Source organism: Pantoea sp. 18069 (assembly GCF_902706035.1).
In the GTDB taxonomy this organism is placed as follows: Bacteria; Pseudomonadota; Gammaproteobacteria; order Burkholderiales; family Burkholderiaceae_C; genus Comamonas.
On sequence record NZ_CACSJA010000013.1, the window covers coordinates 96,935 to 115,053 of the forward strand.

Sequence of the window (18,119 nt, forward strand, 5' to 3'; positions counted from 1 at the left end):
GGCGGGGCCTTCAGTTCAGCTCTTCCTTGCGGATGCGGTTGATCGGGGCCAGCACGGTGGGCAGCGCCTGGATCTGCACCAGGGCAGCGTCCATGTCGCCTTCGCGCGTGTCGTGCGTGAGAATGATCAGGTCGGTCTGGGTCGAGCCCTCGCCGCCGATTTCATCGGCTTCGCGCTGCAGCACGGCATCGATGCTGATGCCCGCGTCGGCGAGAATGCCCGTGACCCTGGCCAGCACGCCGGCTTCGTCGGACACGCACAGGCGCAGGTAGTAGCTGGTCACGACTTCGCTCATCGGCAGCACGGGCAGGCTGCTCATCGCGCCTTCGAGCGTGTTCGACTGGAAGGCCAGCGGCGGCACGCGGTGCGCGGCATCGGCATCGGCCAGGCGCGCGATATCGACCAGGTCGGCAATCACCGCGCTGGCCGTGGACTCGGAGCCCGCGCCCTTGCCGTAGTACAGCGTCGTGCCGACGGCATCGCCATGCACCACCACGGCGTTCATCGCGCCTTCGACGTTCGCGATCAGGCGCTTCGATGGCACCAGCGAGGGGTGCACGCGCAGCTCCACGCCCTTGTCGGTGCGCTTGGTGATGCCCAGCAGCTTGATGCGATAGCCCAGCTGCTCGGCATAGCGGATGTCGGCCGCGGCCAGGCCCGTGATGCCTTCGATATAGGCCTTCTCGAACTGCACCGGAATGCCGAATGCGATCGCGCTCATCAAGGTGACCTTGTGGGCCGCGTCCACGCCTTCGATGTCGAAGGTCGGATCGGCTTCGGCATAGCCCAGGCGCTGGGCTTCCTTGAGCACCACGTCGAAGTCCAGGCCCTTGTCGCGCATTTCGGACAGGATGAAGTTGGTCGTGCCGTTGATGATGCCCGCCAGCCACTGGATGGAGTTGGCCGTCAGGCCTTCGCGCAGCGCCTTGATGATGGGAATGCCACCGGCCACGGCCGCTTCGTAGGCCACCATCACGCCCTTGTCGGCCGCGGCCTGGAAGATTTCCGTGCCATGCACGGCCAGCAGCGCCTTGTTGGCCGTGACCACATGCTTGCCCGCGGCAATCGCTTCGAGCACCAACTGCTTGGCGATGCCGTAGCCGCCGATCAGCTCGACCACGACGTCGATGTCGGGGTTGGCAATGACTTCGCGCGCGTCGCCGACCACGCGGACGGCGTCGCCGACCACACTGCGAGCGCGCTCGGTGTCCAAGTCGGCGACCATGGTAATTTCAATCCCGCGACCCGCGCGGCGGCGAATTTCGCCCTGATTGCGCTGCAGCACGTTGAACGTGCCGCTACCCACGGTGCCAATGCCCAGAAGGCCTACTTGGATCGGTTTCATATACAAATTGCCAGTCAAAAAAGGCTGCAGCACGCAAACGCCCGCGCTTGCAGCAATGGGAGAGCGAAGAAAGAAATCAGTTCGTGCCAAAGCGCACGCGCGCTTTTTCGAGGAATACGGCGACGCGGCGAATGGCTTCGCGCAGGTCGGCTTCGTGCGGCAGGAAGACAATGCGGAAATGGTCGGGTTCGGGCCAGTTGAAGCCCGTGCCCTGGACCAGCATGACCTTGGTTTCCTGCAGCATTTCAAGAAAGAACTGCTGGTCGTCCTTGATCGGGTAGATCGCCGGATCGAGCTTGGGGAACATGTACAGCGCGGCCTGGGGCTTGACGCAGCTCACGCCCGGAATGGCGGTGATCAGTTCGTGCGCGAGGTCGCGCTGCACGCGCAGCCGGCCGCCCGCGCGCACCAGGTCGTCTATGCTCTGGTGGCCGCCCAGCGCGGTCTGCACCGCCCACTGGCCGGGCACATTGGCGCACAGCCGCATGTTCGACAGCATGTTCAGGCCTTCGATGTAGTCGCCTGCAGGCCGCTTGTCGCCCGACACCACCAGCCAGCCCGCGCGGTAGCCGCAGGAGCGGTAGGCCTTGGACAGCGAGTTGAAGGTCAGCGTCAGCACATCGGTCGACAGGCTGGCCATGGGCACATGCACTGCGTCGTCGTAGAGCACCTTGTCATAGACTTCGTCGGCGAAGATCACCAGGCCGTGCTCGCGCGCGATCTCGACGATGCCCTTGAGCAGCTCGGTCGAATACAGCGCGCCCGTGGGGTTGTTCGGGTTGATGACCACGATGCCCTTGGTGCGCGGCGTGACCTTGGCGCGGATGTCGTCGAGGTCGGGCATCCAGCCGTTGGCTTCGTCGCAGATGTAATGCACGGGCGTGCCGCCCGAGAGGCTGGCCGCGGCCGTCCACAGCGGGTAGTCGGGCGCGGGCAGCAGCAGTTCGTCGCCGTTGTCGAGCAGTGCGTTGGTGGCCATCACGATCAGCTCGGACGCACCGTTGCCCAGGTAGATGTCATCGAGCGTCACGCCCTTGATGCCCTGGCGCTGGGTCTCGTGCATCACCGCCTTGCGCGCCGCGAAAATGCCCTTGCTGTCCGAATAGCCCGCGGAATTGGGCAGATTGCGGATCATGTCCTGCTGGATTTCCTCGGGCGCATCGAAGCCGAACACCGCCAGATTGCCGATGTTGAGCTTGATGATCTTGTGTCCGTCTTCCTCCATCTGCTTGGCCGCGTCCATGATGGGCCCGCGGATGTCATAACAGACGTTGGCAAGTTTGGCGGATTTGTGGACGGTCTTCATGCTGGTAGGAGTAGTTACTGCAGAACACGCCAAAGGGCAATGACCCCCTGGTGAAACCTATAATTTGACCACAGTTCCGCGCTGCACCATCGCGCCCATGGGCATGGCCGCAGTCCCATTTTCACGCCGGCTGCCTGCGCGCAGCCACAACCGAGCGCAGCATGAAATTCCAACCCGACCGCTCCGAAGCACAGACCATACGCGGCTATGGCCCCGGCTGGATCGCCATCGACCAGGAAAAAATCAGCCACAGCCTGATCATCAGCGCGCAAGGGCTGCGCCAGGACTGGAACTGCAAGCGTTTCGAAGACCTCACGCCCGCGCATTTCGCCGAGCTCGCCGAAATCCCCGCGGAACTGGTACTGTTCGGCAGCGGCACGCGCAACCGCTTCGTGCCGCCGGCCTGGCTGCAGCCGCTGATGGCCAGGCGCATAGGCCTGGAAACCATGGACACGCAGGCCGCGTGCCGTACCTACAACATCCTCGCGGGCGAGGGAAGAAACGTGGTCGCGGCGTTGCTGCTGGAGTAATTCCGGCGAAAAGCAGCGGGCCCAGCGAGGCTAGGACAATCCCGCAAGACTTGCGGTGGACAAGAGGCCAGGCGCGCTGCTGCTGCACGGCAAGGCCGCACAACGACGCCTCAAGGGTTGTGTTCAGGCGCTCTAAATCAATTCAGGGTAAAATACAGAGCTGCGGTTGGGGGTTGCACCAAAGCAATAACAGACCTTTGCCCTCAACTATTCAACGACTACACCCGAGAGATAGAAGCGCATGGCGATCGTTGTCAACAAACCACTCCCTGAATTCGAAGCCAATGCAACCGGCGGGCTCAAGGTGTCCAACACCTCCCACAACGGCCAAATTGTGATTCTCTACTTCTATCCTAAAGACAATACGCCCGGTTGTACCACCGAAGCGATGCAGTTTCGGGATAAATACAAGGATTTTGTCAAAGCCGGTGCCGCAGTCTTCGGTGTTTCGCGCGACAACATGAAATCCCATGATGACTTCAAGGAAAAGCTCGAGCTGCCCTTCGAACTCATCGCCGACACCGAAGAGAAGATGTGCCACATGTTCGGCGTGGTCAAGAACAAGATCATGTACGGCAAGAAGGTCAAGGGCATAGAGCGCAGCACCTTCCTGATCGACGCCGACGGCCTGCTGCACCAGGAATGGCGCGGCCTCAAGGTGCCCGGCCACGTCGAGGAAGTGCTCAAGGCCGTCAAGTCCCTGAAGACGCTGAAGAAGGAAGCGGCCTGATTTTTCGCCGCTGCTCCTGAATGCCTCTGTCTGTCACAGAGGTATGCATAATGGAACGATGCTCCTGAGCTTCGTTCCATCCTGTGTTTCCAATCCCAAGCCGCCCCGGTCTCCGTGGCGGCTTTGTGCTTTTTGTTCCGCTGTTTTTTGATTGGGCCTGCCGAATATGCCACTGCCTCCTGCACCCAGCCGCCGCGCGGCCACTCTCCCTGCCGAAGCTTTCAGCGTAGTCGCACAACGCAAGGACACGCGCCCGAACATTGCCGACGATGACCTCGACGACGCCCCCACGGCTGTCCCCGCCGCCACCCCGGCACGCCGGCGCACCGCCAGCGTGGAAGCCGCAGCCCCTCTGATCCAGGTTGAAACAACGGCGCGCGCTCCCGCGCCTGCGGCCCCGGCGGCCGCTTCTGCGCCTGCCCCGGTCACGGCCGCCGCGCCTCGCGCCCGTCGTACCAAGCCCGCCAGCACACCCGCCCCGGCCGTCGAAGCCAAGGCACCGGTCACCGCAGCGCAGACAGCGCCAACCCCGGCGCCGGCGGCAGCAGCAAAGATCAGCAAGCGCAAATCGCGCTCGGACCAAACCACGCTGTTCGTGCTCGACACCAATGTGCTGCTGCACGATCCCACAAGCCTGTTTCGCTTCGAAGAGCACGACATCTTCCTGCCGATGGTGGTGCTCGAGGAGCTCGACGCCCACAAGAAGGGCATGACCGAAGTCGCGCGCAATGGCCGCCAGGTCAGCCGCAGCCTCGATGCACTGGTCGCCGCCCAGGGCGAAACCGGCCTCGACAAGGGCCTGCGCCTGAATGCCTCGGGCCAGCGCAGCGCGACCGGCCAGCTGTTCTTCCAGACCGAAGCCCTCGAATGCACGCTGCCCACAAGCCTGCCCCAGGGCAAGGCCGACAACCAGATCCTGGGCGTGGTCGAAGCCCTGCGCCGCCAGCGCAATGGCCGCGACGTGGTGCTGGTGTCCAAGGACATCAACATGCGCGTCAAGGCGCGCGCACTGGGCCTGGCCGCCGAGGACTACCAGAACGACAAGGTGCTCGAGGACGGCGACCTGCTGTATTCGGGCCTGATGCCGCTGCCCCAGGACTTCTGGACCAAGGCCGGCAAGGGCATGGAAAGCTGGAACGAAGGCCCGTACACCTGCTACCGGGTCACGGGCGCGATCGTCGGCCAGTTCATGATCAACCAGTTCGTCTACTACGAGGCACCGGGCGAGCCCAGCCTGTTCCTGCGCGTGACCGAAATCCGCGATCGCACGGCCGTGCTCAAGACGCTGCGCGACTATAGCCATGCGAAGAACGCGGTCTGGGGCGTGACCACACGCAACCGCGAGCAGAATTTCGCCATGAACCTGCTGATGGACCCCGAGATCGATCTCGTGACGCTGACCGGCACGGCCGGCACCGGCAAGACGCTGATGGCGCTCGCGGCCGGCCTGACCCAGGTGCTTGACGAGCGCCGCTACACCGAGATCATCATGACGCGCGCCACCGTGAGCGTAGGCGAGGACATCGGTTTCCTGCCCGGCACCGAAGAGGAAAAGATGGGCCCCTGGATGGGCGCGCTCGACGACAACCTCGAGTTCCTGGCCAAGGGCGACGGCGGCAACGCCGGCGAGTGGGGGCGTGCCGCGACCAACGAGCTGATCCGCAGCCGCATCAAGATCAAGAGCATGAACTTCATGCGCGGCCGCACCTTCCTCAACAAGTACCTGATCCTGGACGAGGCGCAAAACCTCACGCCCAAGCAGATGAAGACGCTGATCACGCGCGCCGGTCCGGGCACCAAGATCGTCTGCATGGGCAACCTGGCGCAGATCGACACGCCTTATCTCACCGAAGGCTCGTCGGGCCTGACCTATTCGGTAGACCGCTTCAAGGGCTGGCCCCACAGCGGCCACATCACGCTGGCGCGCGGCGAACGCTCGCGCCTGGCGGATTTTGCCAGCGAGGTGCTCTAAGCCATGGCGATCAGCTGGATCACCGCACTCAAGCTGGTTCCCTGGGGCGACGTCATCGAAGCCACACCCCAGGTGGTCAAGGCCGCCAAGGGCCTGCTGCGCAAGAAGGACGCCGCAGCCGAGGAAGCCGCTGCGGCCCCGGCCGCAAGCCGGCTCTCCACGCCCCACTCGGCGGGCGAGCAGGCGCTGCAGTTGATCCAGTCGCTAGAAGGCCGCATACGCCAGCTGGAGCAAGGCCAGCAGCAGTCGGCCGAGCTGATCCAGCAACTGGCCGAGCAGAACGCCCAGGTCATCCGCACCGTCGACCTGCTGCGCACCGGCGCCCAGCGCCTGGCATGGGCCTGCGCCGTGCTGGGAGTGTCCGTGGTCGGGCTGGTCATTGCGCTGTGGCGCATGTAACCCGAGCCCCCGCGCTTGAAATGGAAAAACGGCCTTCGGGCCGTTTTTTTACGCTGCTACGCAAAGAAACAGGGCAAGCCTTGTGCAACTGGCGCGGCCCAGCACGGGGGCAGCGAGCAGGGGCCGCCCCGCAGCGAGGCTGCCGTGCCTAGCCGGCCGCCCCCTCCACCGAAGGTTGAGAGGGGGAAGCGACGAAGTCGCTCAGGGGGGGCTTTTAAAAGTCATCCGCACCCATTGCCAGATTTTCAAAGCGCGTCTGGTTCTTCTGGAAGAACAGCTTCACGGTGCCCGTGGGCCCGTTACGCTGCTTGCCGATGATGACTTCGGCGATGTTCGGCTCCTTGGAGTCCTTGTTGTAGTAGTCGTCGCGGTAGATGAACATGATGATGTCGGCATCCTGCTCGATGGCGCCCGATTCGCGCAGGTCGGACATCATCGGGCGCTTGTCGGTGCGCTGCTCGACCGAGCGGTTGAGCTGCGACAGCGCAATCACCGGGCATTGCAATTCCTTGGCCAGCATTTTCAGGCCCCGCGAAATTTCGCCGAGTTCGGTCGCGCGGTTGTCGGAACTCGCCGCCGAGCCCGAGCCGCTCATCAGCTGCAGGTAATCGACCACGATCAGGCCCAGCTTGCCGCATTGGCGCGCGAGGCGGCGCGAGTTGGCGCGCAGCTCGCCCGGCGTCAGGCCCGGGCTTTCGTCGATGTGCAGCGACACCGTGCGCAGGCGCTCTATGGCTTCGGTGAGCCGTGGCCACTCGTCGTCGTTGAGCTTGCCGGTGCGCAGATTGCCCTGGTTCACGCGACCGATCGAGCCCACGATACGCACCGCGAGCTGGGCCGCGCCCATTTCCATGGAGAAGATCGCGACGGGCAGGCCTTCGTTGAGCGCCACATGCTCGGCAATATTCACCGCCAGCGCGGTCTTGCCCATAGAGGGACGCGCGGCCAGCACCACCAGGTCACCCGCCTGCATGCCCGAAGTCATGCGGTCCAGGTCGGCAAAGCCGGTAGGCACGCCGGTCACATCCATCGGGTTGTCGGCCATTTCCTGAACCCGGTCCAGCAGGTCGACGACCAGCGTGTCCAGCGACTGGAAGCCCTGCTTGTTGCGCGCACCCTCTTCGCCGATCGCGAAGATCTTCGACTCGGCTTCGTCGAGCACGCGCTCCACGGTCTTGCCCTGGGGGTTGAACGCGTTGGTGGCGATATCGTCGCTGGCCGTGATCAGCTTGCGCAGGATGGAACGGTCGCGCACGATTTCCGCATAGCGGCGGATATTGGTCGCGCTGGGCACATACTGGGCCAGCTGGTTCAGATACATCAGGCCGCCGATTTCCTCGGCCTTGCCCATGGTCTGCAGGTTCTCGTAGACCGTGATCACGTCGGCGGGCTTGCTGGCATTGATCAGCTTGCCTATGGCTTCGTAGATCAGCTTGTGCTCGTGGCGGTAGAAATCGCTGTCCGACAGCAGGTCGCCCACCCGGTCCCAGGCGTTGTTGTCCAGCAGCAGGCCGCCCAGCACGCTCGATTCGGATTCCATCGAATGCGGCGGCACGCGCAGCTGCGCGACCTGGCGATCCGGGGGAGAAAAAGCATCATCGAGCTCGAGCGGAGGCATAACAGAGGACATGGATTTCCTTGGGGGCAAGCCCTCCATCCTAGCCGCAGCCGGCGCCGGCGTCATCCTTGACGCGCGTTGCACGCACGCCAGACGCGGCTATGGCTTGCAGCGGCAGCCAAAGGGGAGGGACAAAAACACAAAAGCCGCCCTGAGGCGGCTTTCGTTCAGCGCGAAGCTGATTTAAGCAGTTTCGCCGTAGACCGAAACGGTCACGTCAACAACCACGTCGGTGTGCAGGGACACGCTCACGGTGGTATCGCCAATGGTCTTGATGGGACCGTTGGGCAGGCGCACTTGCGACTTCACAACCTTGTAGCCTTGCTTGTTCAGCTCAGCCGAGATGTCGTGGTTGGTCACCGAGCCGAACAGACGGCCGTCAACGCCGGCCTTTTGCGACAGCTTGACATTGCCGCCGGCGAGCTTTTCGCCTTCAGCTTGTGCAGCAGCCAGCTTTTCGGCAGCAGCCTTTTCCAGTTCAACGCGCTTGGCTTCGAACTCGGCCTTGTTGGCTTCGGTCGCGCGGCGTGCGAAGCCGGAAGGAATCAGGAAGTTGCGGGCGTAGCCGTCCTTGACCTTGACGATTTCGCCGAGGTTACCCAGGTTGACAACCTTTTCGAGCAGAATGATTTGCATGGTTCGTGCTCCTTAGATCTTGTGCTGGTCGCTGTAAGGCACCAGGGCCAGGAAGCGCGCGCGCTTGATGGCGGTGTTCAGCTGACGCTGATAGATGGCGCGGGTGCCGGTCAGACGTGCGGGCACGATCTTGCCGTTTTCGCCGATGAAATCGCGCAGCGTGTCGACATCCTTGTAGTCGATTTCTTCAACGCCAGCCACGGTGAAGCGGCAGAAGCGCTTGCGCTTGAACAGCAGCGACTGGGTGTTGCGCTTGGGGCGCTTGTCTTTGTTGAATTTCTTGAACGTGGCCATTGCTGGACCTCTTGAAAATTAATTTTGTTGAATATCCTGGATGTGCATCACCACTGTCTTGCTGTTGCGCGGGGTAGCGAGGAAGCCTTGAAACTTCCAGCTGCTGCCCGGGGCCTGACGAGCCAGACGCTCTGCCAGTGCCCCGAAGGCCACCGCTTTGACAGCTGCCGTGACATTCCGCTCAGTGCCTGCCTCTTGCTGCCGGGACTCGTGTTCGAGCCTCAGATCCAGCGCTGGCAGTCCGGCGGGCGTGTAGCGCAAGGGTTGAACCTCGGCGATACAGGCAGTCAGGACAACGTGGTTTTCCACTCCGTGGGCGTGATGTGACGCTGAGCTCAGGCCTGTTCGGCCTGGTTGGCCTTGCGGGCTTCTTCGCGCTCGACAGTCTTCATCATCGAAGAAGGTGCAGTATCAGCCTTCTTCTTTTGCACGGTCAGGTGACGCAGCACGGCGTCGTTGAACTTGAACGCGTGTTCGAGTTCAGCCATCACGGCTTGATCAGCTTCGATGTTCAGGCACAGGTAGTGGGCCTTGGCAAGCTTGTTGATCATGTAGGCCAGTTGACGACGGCCCCAGTCTTCTTCACGGTGCACCTTACCACCGCCGGCGGTAATCATGCCCTTGTAGCGCTCCAGCATGGCTGGAACTTGTTCGCTTTGATCCGGGTGGATCAACAAAATGATTTCGTAATGACGCATGTAAACTCCCTTTTGGGTTGGGCCCCCCGCTGCGTCTGTAGCGGTGTGGCAAGGCAAAGCAGGCAATTATAGCCCTGCATCGCCAGCCTTGTACACTCCCCCCCTTGAGATGTCCTTGCCAGATGCTGGCCTAACGCCCTGGCGACGCGCTGCAGCGGCCGGTCTTGAAATCCTGCGGCACGCGCCCCATCTGCGCAGCAGTTGTTTTTTTCTTCTTATTCTTGAAGCCTCAACCCATGTCTGAACAGAATCCCACAGCCCACCTTGCCCCGGCAGATGCCTCGCCTGAAGAAGTGGAAGCCGCGATGGCGGTCCACAGCGCGGACGAAATCGCCCGCCTGCAGGCCGAGCTCGCGGAGATCAAGACCAAGAGTGCCGAACTCGCCGACCAGTTCCTGCGCGCCAAGGCCGAAGCGGAGAATGCGCGCCGCCGCGCCGAGGACGAAGTGTCCAAGGCCCGCAAGTTCGGCATTGAAAGTTTCGCGGAAAGCCTGTTGCCCATCTGCGACAGCCTCGACGCCGCGCTCGCCATCCAGTCGGCCACGACCGAGCAGTTGCGCGAAGGCGCCGACGCCACGCGCCGCCAGCTGATTTCGGCGCTCGAACGCAACCGGGTTCTGCCGATCGACCCCGCGGCCGGTGAAAAATTCGACCCCCACCTGCACCAGGCGATCAGCGTCGTGCCCGCCGAGCAGGCCCCCAACACCGTGGTCGCCGTGCTGCAAAAGGGTTATCTGATCGCCGACCGCATCCTGCGCCCGGCGCTGGTGACCGTCACGGCCCCTAACTAGCTGAAAAATTTCGGCGCGACGGCTTGAAGCAAGACCCCCGCGCCACAAGTTACCAGCCATTCATATAGTCAATATTTCGGAGAAGAACATGGGAAAAATCATCGGTATCGATCTGGGCACCACCAACAGCTGCGTGGCTGTGATGGAAGGCAACACCATTCGCGTGATCGAGAACAGCGAAGGTGCGCGCACCACGCCGTCGATCATTGCCTACCAGGAAGACGGCGAGATCCTCGTCGGCGCCTCGGCCAAGCGCCAGGCCGTGACCAACCCGCGCAACACGATCTACGCTTCCAAGCGCCTGATCGGCCGCAAGTTCGACGAGAAGGAAGTGCAAAAGGACATCGACCTGATGCCCTACACCATCACCAAGGCGGACAACGGCGACGCCTGGATCGAAGTGCGCGGCCAGAAGATGGCCCCTCCGCAGATCAGCGCCGAAGTGCTGCGCAAGATGAAGAAGACCGCCGAGGACTTCCTGGGCGAGCCCGTGACCGAAGCCGTGATCACCGTGCCGGCCTACTTCAACGACGCCCAGCGCCAGGCCACCAAGGATGCGGGCCGCATCGCCGGCCTCGACGTCAAGCGCATCATCAACGAACCCACCGCTGCAGCCCTGGCCTTCGGCCTGGACAAGCAGGACAAGGCCGACCGCAAGATCGCCGTGTATGACCTGGGCGGCGGCACGTTCGACGTCTCTATCATCGAGATCGCCGACGTGGACGGCGAAAAGCAGTTCGAAGTGCTGTCGACCAACGGCGACACCTTCCTGGGCGGCGAAGACTTCGACCAGCGCATCATCGACTACATCATCAGCGAGTTCAAGAAGGAACAAGGCGTCGATCTGTCCAAGGACGTGCTCGCGCTGCAACGCCTGAAGGAAGCGGCCGAGAAGGCCAAGATCGAACTGTCGAACTCGGCCCAGACCGACATCAACCTGCCTTACGTGACGGCCGACGCTTCGGGCCCCAAGCACCTGAACATCAAGCTCACGCGCGCCAAGCTCGAAAGCCTGGTCGACGAGCTGATCGAGCGCACGATTGCGCCCTGCCGCATGGCCATCAAGGACGCGGGCATCTCGGTGTCCGACATCCATGACGTGATCCTGGTCGGTGGCATGACCCGCATGCCCAAGGTGCAGGAAAAGGTCAAGGAATTCTTCGGCAAGGAACCCCGCAAGGACGTGAACCCTGATGAAGCCGTGGCTGTCGGCGCCGCCGTGCAGGGCCAGGTGCTGTCGGGCGACCGCAAGGACGTGCTGCTGCTGGACGTGACGCCGCTGTCGCTGGGCATCGAGACCCTGGGTGGCGTCATGACCAAGATGATCACCAAGAACACGACCATCCCGACCAAGTTCGCGCAGACGTTCTCGACGGCTGACGACAACCAGCCGGCCGTGACCATCAAGGTGTTCCAGGGCGAGCGCGAGATCGCTGCGGGCAATAAGGGCCTGGGCGAGTTCAACCTCGAAGGCATCCCACCCGCAGGCCGCGGCGTGCCGCAGATCGAAGTGACCTTCGACATCGACGCCAACGGTATCCTGAACGTATCCGCCAAGGACAAGGCCTCGGGCAAGGAAAACAAGATCACCATCAAGGCGAACTCGGGCCTGTCGGAAGAAGAGATCCAGCAAATGGTCAAGGACGCGGAACTCAACGCGGCCGATGACAAGAAGAAGCTGGAACTCGTGCAGTCGAAGAACCAGGGCGAAGCCGCGGTGCACAGCGTGACCAAGAGCCTGGCCGAGCACGGCGACAAGCTCGACGCCGCCGAGAAGTCGGCCATCGAAGCCGCTGTCAAGGACCTCGAGGAAGCCCTCAAGGCCGAGGACAAGGACGCGATCGACGCCAAGACCACGGCCCTGATGACCGCAAGCCAGAAGCTCGGCGAGAAGATGTACGCCGATGCGCAGGCCGCGGGCGGTGCCGATGCAGCCGCGGCTGCAGGCGCCGCAGGTGCTGCTGCGAGTGCTTCGGCGCCCGAAGACGACAATGTGGTCGACGCCGAAGTCAAGGAAGTCAAGAAGGACTGATGCGCCAGGTCCTCAGTGACTGACCGCCGCCGCGTCGTCCCGTTTTCGGGGTGACGCGGCGTTCCTGTTCCAACCGGCCCCACGAATCAACATGTCCAAACGCGACTATTACGAAGTCCTCGGCGTTGCCAAGAACGCCTCGGACGAGGAAATCAAGAAGGCTTATCGCAAGCTCGCGATGAAGCATCACCCTGACCGCAACCAGGGCGATACCGCCGTCAAGGCCGAAGAGAATTTCAAGGAGGCCAAGGAGGCCTACGAGATGCTCTCGGACGCCCAGAAGCGCGCGGCCTATGACCAGTACGGCCATGCCGGCGTGGACCCGAACCGCGGCATGGGCGGCGGCGAAGGCTATGGCGGTTTCGCCGAAGCTTTCGGCGACATCTTCGGCGATATGTTCAGCCAGGGCCAGGGCCAGGGACGTGGCGGGCGCGGCGGCGGACGCCAGGTCTACCGTGGCAACGACTTGAGCTATGCGATGGAAATCACGCTCGAGGAAGCCGCCAAGGGCAAGGACGCGCAGATCCGCATCCCCTCGTGGGACAGCTGCGACACCTGCCACGGCTCGGGCGCCAAGCCCGGCACCAGCGCCAAGACCTGCACCACCTGTGCGGGCCAGGGTTCGGTGCAGATGCGCCAGGGCTTCTTCAGCGTGCAGCAGACCTGCCCGCATTGCCGCGGCACGGGCAAGATCATTCCCGAACCCTGCACCAGCTGCCAGGGCCAGGGCAAGGTCAAGCACCAGAAGACGCTCGAAGTCAAGATTCCCGCGGGCATAGACGACGGCATGCGCATCCGCTCGACGGGCAACGGCGAGCCCGGCACCAACGGCGGGCCTCCGGGCGACCTGTATATCGAGATCCGCATCCGCAAGCACGACATCTTCGAGCGCGAAGGCGACGACCTGCATTGCCAGGTGCCCGTGAGCTTCATCACCGCGGCCCTGGGCGGCGAGATCGAAGTGCCCACGCTGGCCGGCAAGGCGGCGATCGACATTCCCGAAGGCACCCAGGCCGGCAAGCAGTTCCGCCTGCGCGGCAAGGGCATCAAGGGCATACGCGCGAGCTACCCCGGCGACCTCTACTGCCACATCGTGGTCGAAACGCCGGTCAAGCTCACCGAGTACCAGCGCAAGCTGCTGCGCGAGCTCGAGGAATCGCTGCAAAAAGGCGGCGGACGCCACTCGCCCAGCGGCGAAAGCTGGACCGACAGACTCAAGAAGTTCTTCAGCTGATCGCATCAGCGCCTACCATCCCCGCCGCGTGCGGGGATTTTTTTGCGTACTGCAGAGGCGATGTTCGCTGAAAGACAATCTTGCCATCGTCGTTTACGATGACAGAGGCAAAATAATCAGCGAAAATACGCTTAACTTCTCTTTTCGAGAAGCATATAAAACCCATGAAGAATTCCGAGCGCAGTTTTGCGCGCCGTATCGACCTTACGTCCCTGCAGCTGTTTGTCGCCGTCTACGAGCTCGGCAGCATCGGCCGCGCGGCCGAGCGCGAGTTCATTGCCGCTTCGGCCGTGAGCAAGCGCCTGTCCGACCTCGAAGCCGCGGTCGATACCGCCCTGCTCTACCGCCACAGCCGCGGCGTGACGCTCACGCCGGCCGGCGAAAGCCTGCTGCACCATGCGCGCACCGTGCTGTTCGGACTCGAGCGCATGCAGGGCGAGCTCAGCGAATACGCCGAAGGCGTGCGCGGCCATGTGCGCATGCATGCCAACATGTCGGCCATTTTGCAGTTTCTGCCCGAAGACCTGGGGCGGTTCGCGCGCACCCACAGCCAGATCAAGATCGACCTGCAGGAGCGCCTGAGCGCCGAAGTGCTGCACGCGGTGCAGGAAGGCACGGCCGACGTGGGCATCTGCACGCTGGGCACGGGCGGTGCGGGCGAGCTGCAGACCCGCCCCTACCGCAGCGACCGGCTGGTGGTCGTGGTACCCGAAGCCCATGCGCTCGCGACCACGCCCAGCGTGGCCTTTGCCCAGGTGCTCGACTGGGACATCGTCGGCCTCAAGGCCGACTCGAGCATAGGCCTGGCCATGCAGGCCGCGGCCGCGCATGCGGGCAAGCCGCTGCGCCAGCGCATCCAGGTCACCAGCCTCGACGCAATGTGCCGCATGATAGACAACGGCCTGGGCCTGGGCCTGCTGCCCGACCGCGCGTTCGCGCTGATGCATGGCGTCGGCCACCTGCGCGCCGTGGGCCTGAGCGACGACTGGGCCGCGCGCGACGTGCTGCTCGTGGCCCGCGATTTCGAGACCCTGCCGATGACTTCGCGGCTGCTGGTAGAGCACCTGGCCGCCGCCTAAAATCACCCACCCACCTGAAACCACAAAGCCGAGAGAACGCCATGGGACGCACCCTGTACGACAAGATCTGGGACGAGCACGTCGTCCACACCGAAGAAGATGGCACGTCCATCCTCTACATCGACCGCCATCTGGTGCACGAAGTGACCAGCCCCCAGGCGTTCGAAGGCCTGCGCGTCGCGGGCCGCAAGCTGTGGCGCATCAGCTCGGTGGTCGCCACGGCCGACCACAACACGCCGACCACGGGCTGGGAACTGGGCTACGAAGGCATTGCCGACCCGATCAGCAAGGAACAGATCACCACGCTCAACGACAACATCGGCGAGTTCGGTTCGGCGGCCTTCTTCCCGTTCATGGACAAGGGCCAGGGCATCGTCCACGTGATGGGCCCCGAGCAGGGCGCGACGCTGCCGGGCATGACGGTGGTCTGCGGCGACAGCCACACCTCGACGCACGGTGCATTCGGCGCGCTGGCGCACGGCATCGGCACCTCGGAAGTCGAGCATGTGATGGCCACGCAGACGCTGCTGGCCAAGAAGGCCAAGAACCTGCTGGTGCGCGTGGACGGCAAGGCCGCGCCCGGCGTCACGGCCAAGGACCTGGTGCTGGCCATCATCGGCAAGATCGGCACCGCCGGCGGCACGGGCTACACCATCGAATTCGCGGGCCAGGCGATACGCGACCTGTCCATGGAAGGCCGGATGACGGTCTGCAACATGGCCATCGAAGCCGGCGCGCGCGCGGGTCTCGTGGCCGTGGACGAGAAGACCATACGCTACGTCAAGGGCCGCCCTCTGGCGCCCACGGGCGTCGAATGGGAGCAGGCCGTGGCCTACTGGCAGACGCTGCAGTCGGACGCCGACGCGCAGTTCGATCTGGTGGTCACGCTGGACGCAACGCAGATCGTGCCGCAGGTCACCTGGGGCACTTCGCCCGAAATGGTGCTGGGCATTGACGCCGTCGTGCCCGATCCCGACAAGGAAAAGGACAGCAACAAGCGCGGCGCGATCGAGCGCGCGCTGGTCTACATGAACCTCGAGCCCGGCAAGGCGATCAACGACATCGCCATCGACAAGGTGTTCATAGGCTCGTGCACCAACAGCCGCATCGAGGACATGCGCGAAGCCGCGGCCATGGTGCAAAAGCTCGGCCGCAAGGTCGCCAAGAACGTGAAGCTGGCGATGGTCGTTCCCGGTTCGGGCCTGGTCAAGGAGCAGGCCGAGCGCGAAGGACTGGACCTGATCTTCAAGGCCGCGGGCTTCGAATGGCGCGAGCCCGGCTGCTCGATGTGCCTGGCGATGAACGCCGACCGGCTCGAGCCCGGCGAGCGCTGCGCCTCGACCTCGAACCGCAACTTCGAAGGCCGCCAGGGCGCGGGCGGACGCACCCACCTGGTCAGCCCGGCAATGGCCGCGGCCGCCGCGGTGCACGGCCATTTCGTCGACGTGCGCCGGTTTTCCTGAACTTCCGGGAGTCCAACGATGAAAAAAGCCGCTGCCCTGTGTCTCGCCGCGCTGGCCTTCACGCTGGCGGGTTGCAACACCGTACAGGGCATAGGCCAGGACGTGCAGCGCGCGGGCAATGCCCTCGAGCGCGCCGCACGCTGATACCGTCCCGCCCCATACCAACGAATTCCTTCCATGCAAAAATTCACCGTGCACCAAGGCCTCGTGGCCCCGATGGACCGCGAGAACGTCGACACCGACGCCATCATCCCCAAGCAGTTCCTCAAGTCGATCAAGAAGACCGGCTTTGGCGTGAACCTGTTCGACGAATGGCGCTACCTGGACCATGGCGAGCCCGGCCAGGACCCGGCCAGCCGCAAGCCCAACCCCGACTTCGTGCTGAACCAGCCACGCTTTCAGGGCGCGTCCATCCTGCTGGCGCGCAAGAACTTCGGCTGCGGCTCGAGCCGCGAGCACGCGCCCTGGGCGCTCGACCAGTTCGGCTTTCGCGCCGTCATCGCGCCGAGCTTTGCCGACATCTTCTTCAACAACTGCTTCAAGAACGGCCTGCTGCCCATCGTGCTGCCCGAAGCCACGGTCGCCGCGCTGTTCGACGCGGTCGCGGCCTTCCCCGGCTACCAGCTGACCATCGACCTCGAGCGCCAGGTCATCGTGCGACCCCAGGGCGAGGAGATTCCATTCGACGTGAATGCGTTTCGCAAATACTGCCTGCTCAACGGCTTCGACGACATCGGCCTGACCCTGCGCCAGTCCGACAAGATCAAGGCCTTCGAAGCCCAGCGCCTGGCGACCAAACCCTGGCTCGCCCATACCCTGGTGCAAGGCTGATCGCCTGAGCCGCTGCGCGCGCCGGCCAGCGCCCGCGCCCGCAGCCCCGTTTTTTCACTTTCACAGAGAACTCCCATGAAAATTGCAGTCTTGCCCGGCGACGGCATCGGCCCGGAAATCGTCGCAGAAGCCGTCAAGGTGCTGAGCGCACTCGACCTGGACTTCGAGATGGAATCGGCCCCGGTCGGCGGCGCCGCCTACGCCCTCACCGGCCACCCCCTGCCCGAAGCCACGCTCAAGCTGGCCATGGAAGCCGACGCCGTGCTGTTCGGCGCCGTGGGCGACTGGAAGTACGACACGCTGGACCGCCCGCTGCGCCCCGAGCAGGCGATTCTCGGCCTGCGCAAGCACATGGGCCTGTTCGCCAATTTCCGCCCCGCCATCTGCTACAAGGAACTGACGCACGCTTCGAGCCTCAAGCCCGAGCTGGTCGCAGGCCTGGACATCCTGATCATCCGTGAACTCACGGGCGACATCTATTTCGGCCAGCCGCGCGGGCGCCGCGTGGCCACCGACGGCCACTTCCCCGGTGCCGAGGAAGCTTTCGACACCATGCGCTATTCGCGCCCCGAGATCGAGCGCATCGCCCACGTGGCCTTCCAGGCCGCGCAAAAGCGCAGCAAGCGCGTGACCAGCGTCGACAAGGCCAACGTGCTCGAGACCTTCCAGTTCTGGAAGGACGTCGTCACCGAAGTCGGCAAGCAATACCCCGACGTGCAGCTGGACCACATGTACGTGGACAACGCGGCCATGCAACTGGTCAAGGAACCCAAGCGCTTCGACGTCGTGGTCACGGGCAACATGTTCGGCGACATCCTCTCGGATGAAGCGTCCATGCTCACCGGCTCGATCGGCATGCTGCCTTCGGCCAGCCTCAACTCCAAGGGCCAGGGCCTGTACGAGCCCAGCCATGGCAGCGCGCCCGACATCGCCGGCAAGAACGTCGCCAACCCGCTGGCGACCATCCTGTCGGCAGCGATGATGCTGCGCTTCAGCCTGAACCAGGAAGCCGCAGCCCAGCGCATCGAAGCCGCGGTGCAGGCCGTGCTGGCCCAGGGCCTGCGCACGCCCGACATCTGGAGCGAAGGCACGACGCGCGTGGGCACGGCGGAAATGGGCGATGCCGTGGTGGCGGCACTGCGCTGATCCCGCGTCCTCCCC

19 protein-coding genes are annotated in these 18,119 nt (G+C 63.9%); 12 read left to right on the forward strand and 7 right to left on the reverse strand.

Annotated elements, in window-relative coordinates; all coding sequences use genetic code 11:
- Positions 1–10: 10 nt before the first annotated feature.
- On the reverse strand, positions 11–1,345 hold the full coding sequence (locus tag GVL12_RS12485; protein WP_159914391.1) for a homoserine dehydrogenase: 1,335 nt from the start codon (positions 1,343–1,345) through the stop codon (positions 11–13).
- A gap of 76 nt (positions 1,346–1,421) precedes the next feature.
- Positions 1,422–2,651: a pyridoxal phosphate-dependent aminotransferase gene (locus GVL12_RS12490; RefSeq protein WP_159914393.1), complete on the reverse strand. Its 1,230-nt coding sequence runs from the start codon at positions 2,649–2,651 to the stop codon at positions 1,422–1,424.
- A 161-nt stretch (positions 2,652–2,812) separates the two neighbouring features.
- Between GVL12_RS12490 and GVL12_RS12495 the strand changes: the two genes are divergently transcribed.
- From GVL12_RS12495 to GVL12_RS12510, 4 genes are all read left to right on the forward strand, one after another.
- Complete coding sequence (locus tag GVL12_RS12495; protein ID WP_159914395.1) at positions 2,813–3,181, forward strand: Mth938-like domain-containing protein; 369 nt, start codon at positions 2,813–2,815, stop codon at positions 3,179–3,181.
- Between the two features lie 241 nt (positions 3,182–3,422).
- Complete coding sequence (locus GVL12_RS12500; RefSeq protein ID WP_159914397.1) at positions 3,423–3,911, forward strand: peroxiredoxin; 489 nt, start codon at positions 3,423–3,425, stop codon at positions 3,909–3,911.
- Positions 3,912–4,077: 166 nt separating this feature from the next.
- Positions 4,078–5,883, forward strand: a complete 1,806-nt coding sequence (locus GVL12_RS12505) for a PhoH family protein (protein WP_159914399.1) — start codon at positions 4,078–4,080, stop codon at positions 5,881–5,883.
- Between the two features lie 3 nt (positions 5,884–5,886).
- Positions 5,887–6,282, forward strand: a complete 396-nt coding sequence (locus tag GVL12_RS12510) for a hypothetical protein (protein ID WP_159914401.1) — start codon at positions 5,887–5,889, stop codon at positions 6,280–6,282.
- A 214-nt stretch (positions 6,283–6,496) separates the two neighbouring features.
- Here the strand turns inward: GVL12_RS12510 and dnaB are convergent, their stop codons facing one another.
- From dnaB to rpsF, 5 genes are all read right to left on the reverse strand, one after another.
- Positions 6,497–7,912 carry a replicative DNA helicase gene (dnaB, locus tag GVL12_RS12515; protein WP_159914403.1) on the reverse strand — a complete coding sequence of 472 codons (1,416 nt, stop codon included), beginning with the start codon at positions 7,910–7,912 and terminating at the stop codon, positions 6,497–6,499.
- Between the two features lie 171 nt (positions 7,913–8,083).
- Positions 8,084–8,536, reverse strand: coding sequence for a 50S ribosomal protein L9 (gene rplI / locus GVL12_RS12520; RefSeq protein ID WP_159914405.1), 453 nt, complete (start codon positions 8,534–8,536; stop codon positions 8,084–8,086).
- A 12-nt stretch (positions 8,537–8,548) separates the two neighbouring features.
- Complete coding sequence (gene rpsR, locus GVL12_RS12525) at positions 8,549–8,830, reverse strand: 30S ribosomal protein S18 (RefSeq protein ID WP_012207026.1); 282 nt, start codon at positions 8,828–8,830, stop codon at positions 8,549–8,551.
- A gap of 18 nt (positions 8,831–8,848) precedes the next feature.
- The gene (gene priB, locus GVL12_RS12530; RefSeq protein ID WP_159914407.1) at positions 8,849–9,139 is read right to left on the reverse strand and encodes a primosomal replication protein N; all 291 of its coding nucleotides are present in this window, start codon (positions 9,137–9,139) and stop codon (positions 8,849–8,851) included.
- Positions 9,140–9,165: 26 nt separating this feature from the next.
- On the reverse strand, positions 9,166–9,528 hold the full coding sequence (gene rpsF, locus GVL12_RS12535; RefSeq protein ID WP_159914409.1) for a 30S ribosomal protein S6: 363 nt from the start codon (positions 9,526–9,528) through the stop codon (positions 9,166–9,168).
- A gap of 236 nt (positions 9,529–9,764) precedes the next feature.
- On the opposite strand from rpsF, the gene grpE reads away from it, so the two are divergent.
- The 8 genes from grpE (at position 9,765) to leuB (ending at position 18,104) form a co-directional block, all read left to right on the forward strand.
- A complete protein-coding gene (gene grpE / locus GVL12_RS12540; RefSeq protein ID WP_159914411.1) occupies positions 9,765–10,319 on the forward strand; it encodes a nucleotide exchange factor GrpE in 555 nt (184 codons plus the stop codon).
- Between the two features lie 88 nt (positions 10,320–10,407).
- Positions 10,408–12,351: a molecular chaperone DnaK gene (gene dnaK, locus GVL12_RS12545; protein ID WP_159914413.1), complete on the forward strand. Its 1,944-nt coding sequence runs from the start codon at positions 10,408–10,410 to the stop codon at positions 12,349–12,351.
- Positions 12,352–12,442: 91 nt separating this feature from the next.
- Positions 12,443–13,585 (forward strand): molecular chaperone DnaJ, encoded by a 1,143-nt coding sequence (gene dnaJ / locus GVL12_RS12550; RefSeq protein WP_159914415.1) that lies wholly within the window; start codon positions 12,443–12,445, stop codon positions 13,583–13,585.
- Between the two features lie 164 nt (positions 13,586–13,749).
- Positions 13,750–14,664 carry a LysR family transcriptional regulator gene (locus GVL12_RS12555; RefSeq protein ID WP_159914417.1) on the forward strand — a complete coding sequence of 305 codons (915 nt, stop codon included), beginning with the start codon at positions 13,750–13,752 and terminating at the stop codon, positions 14,662–14,664.
- Between the two features lie 41 nt (positions 14,665–14,705).
- The gene (gene leuC, locus GVL12_RS12560) at positions 14,706–16,127 is read left to right on the forward strand and encodes a 3-isopropylmalate dehydratase large subunit (protein ID WP_159914419.1); all 1,422 of its coding nucleotides are present in this window, start codon (positions 14,706–14,708) and stop codon (positions 16,125–16,127) included.
- A gap of 18 nt (positions 16,128–16,145) precedes the next feature.
- Positions 16,146–16,271 (forward strand): entericidin A/B family lipoprotein, encoded by a 126-nt coding sequence (locus tag GVL12_RS12565; RefSeq protein ID WP_159914421.1) that lies wholly within the window; start codon positions 16,146–16,148, stop codon positions 16,269–16,271.
- 33 nt (positions 16,272–16,304) lie between these two features.
- Positions 16,305–16,958 (forward strand): 3-isopropylmalate dehydratase small subunit, encoded by a 654-nt coding sequence (leuD, locus tag GVL12_RS12570; RefSeq protein ID WP_159914423.1) that lies wholly within the window; start codon positions 16,305–16,307, stop codon positions 16,956–16,958.
- Positions 16,959–17,033: 75 nt separating this feature from the next.
- Positions 17,034–18,104, forward strand: coding sequence for a 3-isopropylmalate dehydrogenase (leuB, locus tag GVL12_RS12575; protein WP_159914425.1), 1,071 nt, complete (start codon positions 17,034–17,036; stop codon positions 18,102–18,104).
- Positions 18,105–18,119 lie beyond the last annotated feature (15 nt).

What these genes read in the sequence shown, in the direction of transcription:
- GVL12_RS12485 (WP_159914391.1), bottom strand. Translation starts at nt 1,345, where the DNA reads ATGAAACCGATCCAAGTAGGCCTTCTGGGCATTGGCACCGTGGGTAGC.
- GVL12_RS12490 (WP_159914393.1), bottom strand. Translation starts at nt 2,651, where the DNA reads ATGAAGACCGTCCACAAATCCGCCAAACTTGCCAACGTCTGTTATGAC.
- GVL12_RS12495 (WP_159914395.1), top strand. Translation starts at nt 2,813, where the DNA reads ATGAAATTCCAACCCGACCGCTCCGAAGCACAGACCATACGCGGCTAT.
- GVL12_RS12500 (WP_159914397.1), top strand. Translation starts at nt 3,423, where the DNA reads ATGGCGATCGTTGTCAACAAACCACTCCCTGAATTCGAAGCCAATGCA.
- GVL12_RS12505 (WP_159914399.1), top strand. Translation starts at nt 4,078, where the DNA reads ATGCCACTGCCTCCTGCACCCAGCCGCCGCGCGGCCACTCTCCCTGCC.
- GVL12_RS12510 (WP_159914401.1), top strand. Translation starts at nt 5,887, where the DNA reads ATGGCGATCAGCTGGATCACCGCACTCAAGCTGGTTCCCTGGGGCGAC.
- dnaB (WP_159914403.1), bottom strand. Translation starts at nt 7,912, where the DNA reads ATGTCCTCTGTTATGCCTCCGCTCGAGCTCGATGATGCTTTTTCTCCC.
- rplI (WP_159914405.1), bottom strand. Translation starts at nt 8,536, where the DNA reads ATGCAAATCATTCTGCTCGAAAAGGTTGTCAACCTGGGTAACCTCGGC.
- rpsR (WP_012207026.1), bottom strand. Translation starts at nt 8,830, where the DNA reads ATGGCCACGTTCAAGAAATTCAACAAAGACAAGCGCCCCAAGCGCAAC.
- rpsF (WP_159914409.1), bottom strand. Translation starts at nt 9,528, where the DNA reads ATGCGTCATTACGAAATCATTTTGTTGATCCACCCGGATCAAAGCGAA.
- grpE (WP_159914411.1), top strand. Translation starts at nt 9,765, where the DNA reads ATGTCTGAACAGAATCCCACAGCCCACCTTGCCCCGGCAGATGCCTCG.
- dnaK (WP_159914413.1), top strand. Translation starts at nt 10,408, where the DNA reads ATGGGAAAAATCATCGGTATCGATCTGGGCACCACCAACAGCTGCGTG.
- dnaJ (WP_159914415.1), top strand. Translation starts at nt 12,443, where the DNA reads ATGTCCAAACGCGACTATTACGAAGTCCTCGGCGTTGCCAAGAACGCC.
- GVL12_RS12555 (WP_159914417.1), top strand. Translation starts at nt 13,750, where the DNA reads ATGAAGAATTCCGAGCGCAGTTTTGCGCGCCGTATCGACCTTACGTCC.
- leuC (WP_159914419.1), top strand. Translation starts at nt 14,706, where the DNA reads ATGGGACGCACCCTGTACGACAAGATCTGGGACGAGCACGTCGTCCAC.
- GVL12_RS12565 (WP_159914421.1), top strand. Translation starts at nt 16,146, where the DNA reads ATGAAAAAAGCCGCTGCCCTGTGTCTCGCCGCGCTGGCCTTCACGCTG.
- leuD (WP_159914423.1), top strand. Translation starts at nt 16,305, where the DNA reads ATGCAAAAATTCACCGTGCACCAAGGCCTCGTGGCCCCGATGGACCGC.
- leuB (WP_159914425.1), top strand. Translation starts at nt 17,034, where the DNA reads ATGAAAATTGCAGTCTTGCCCGGCGACGGCATCGGCCCGGAAATCGTC.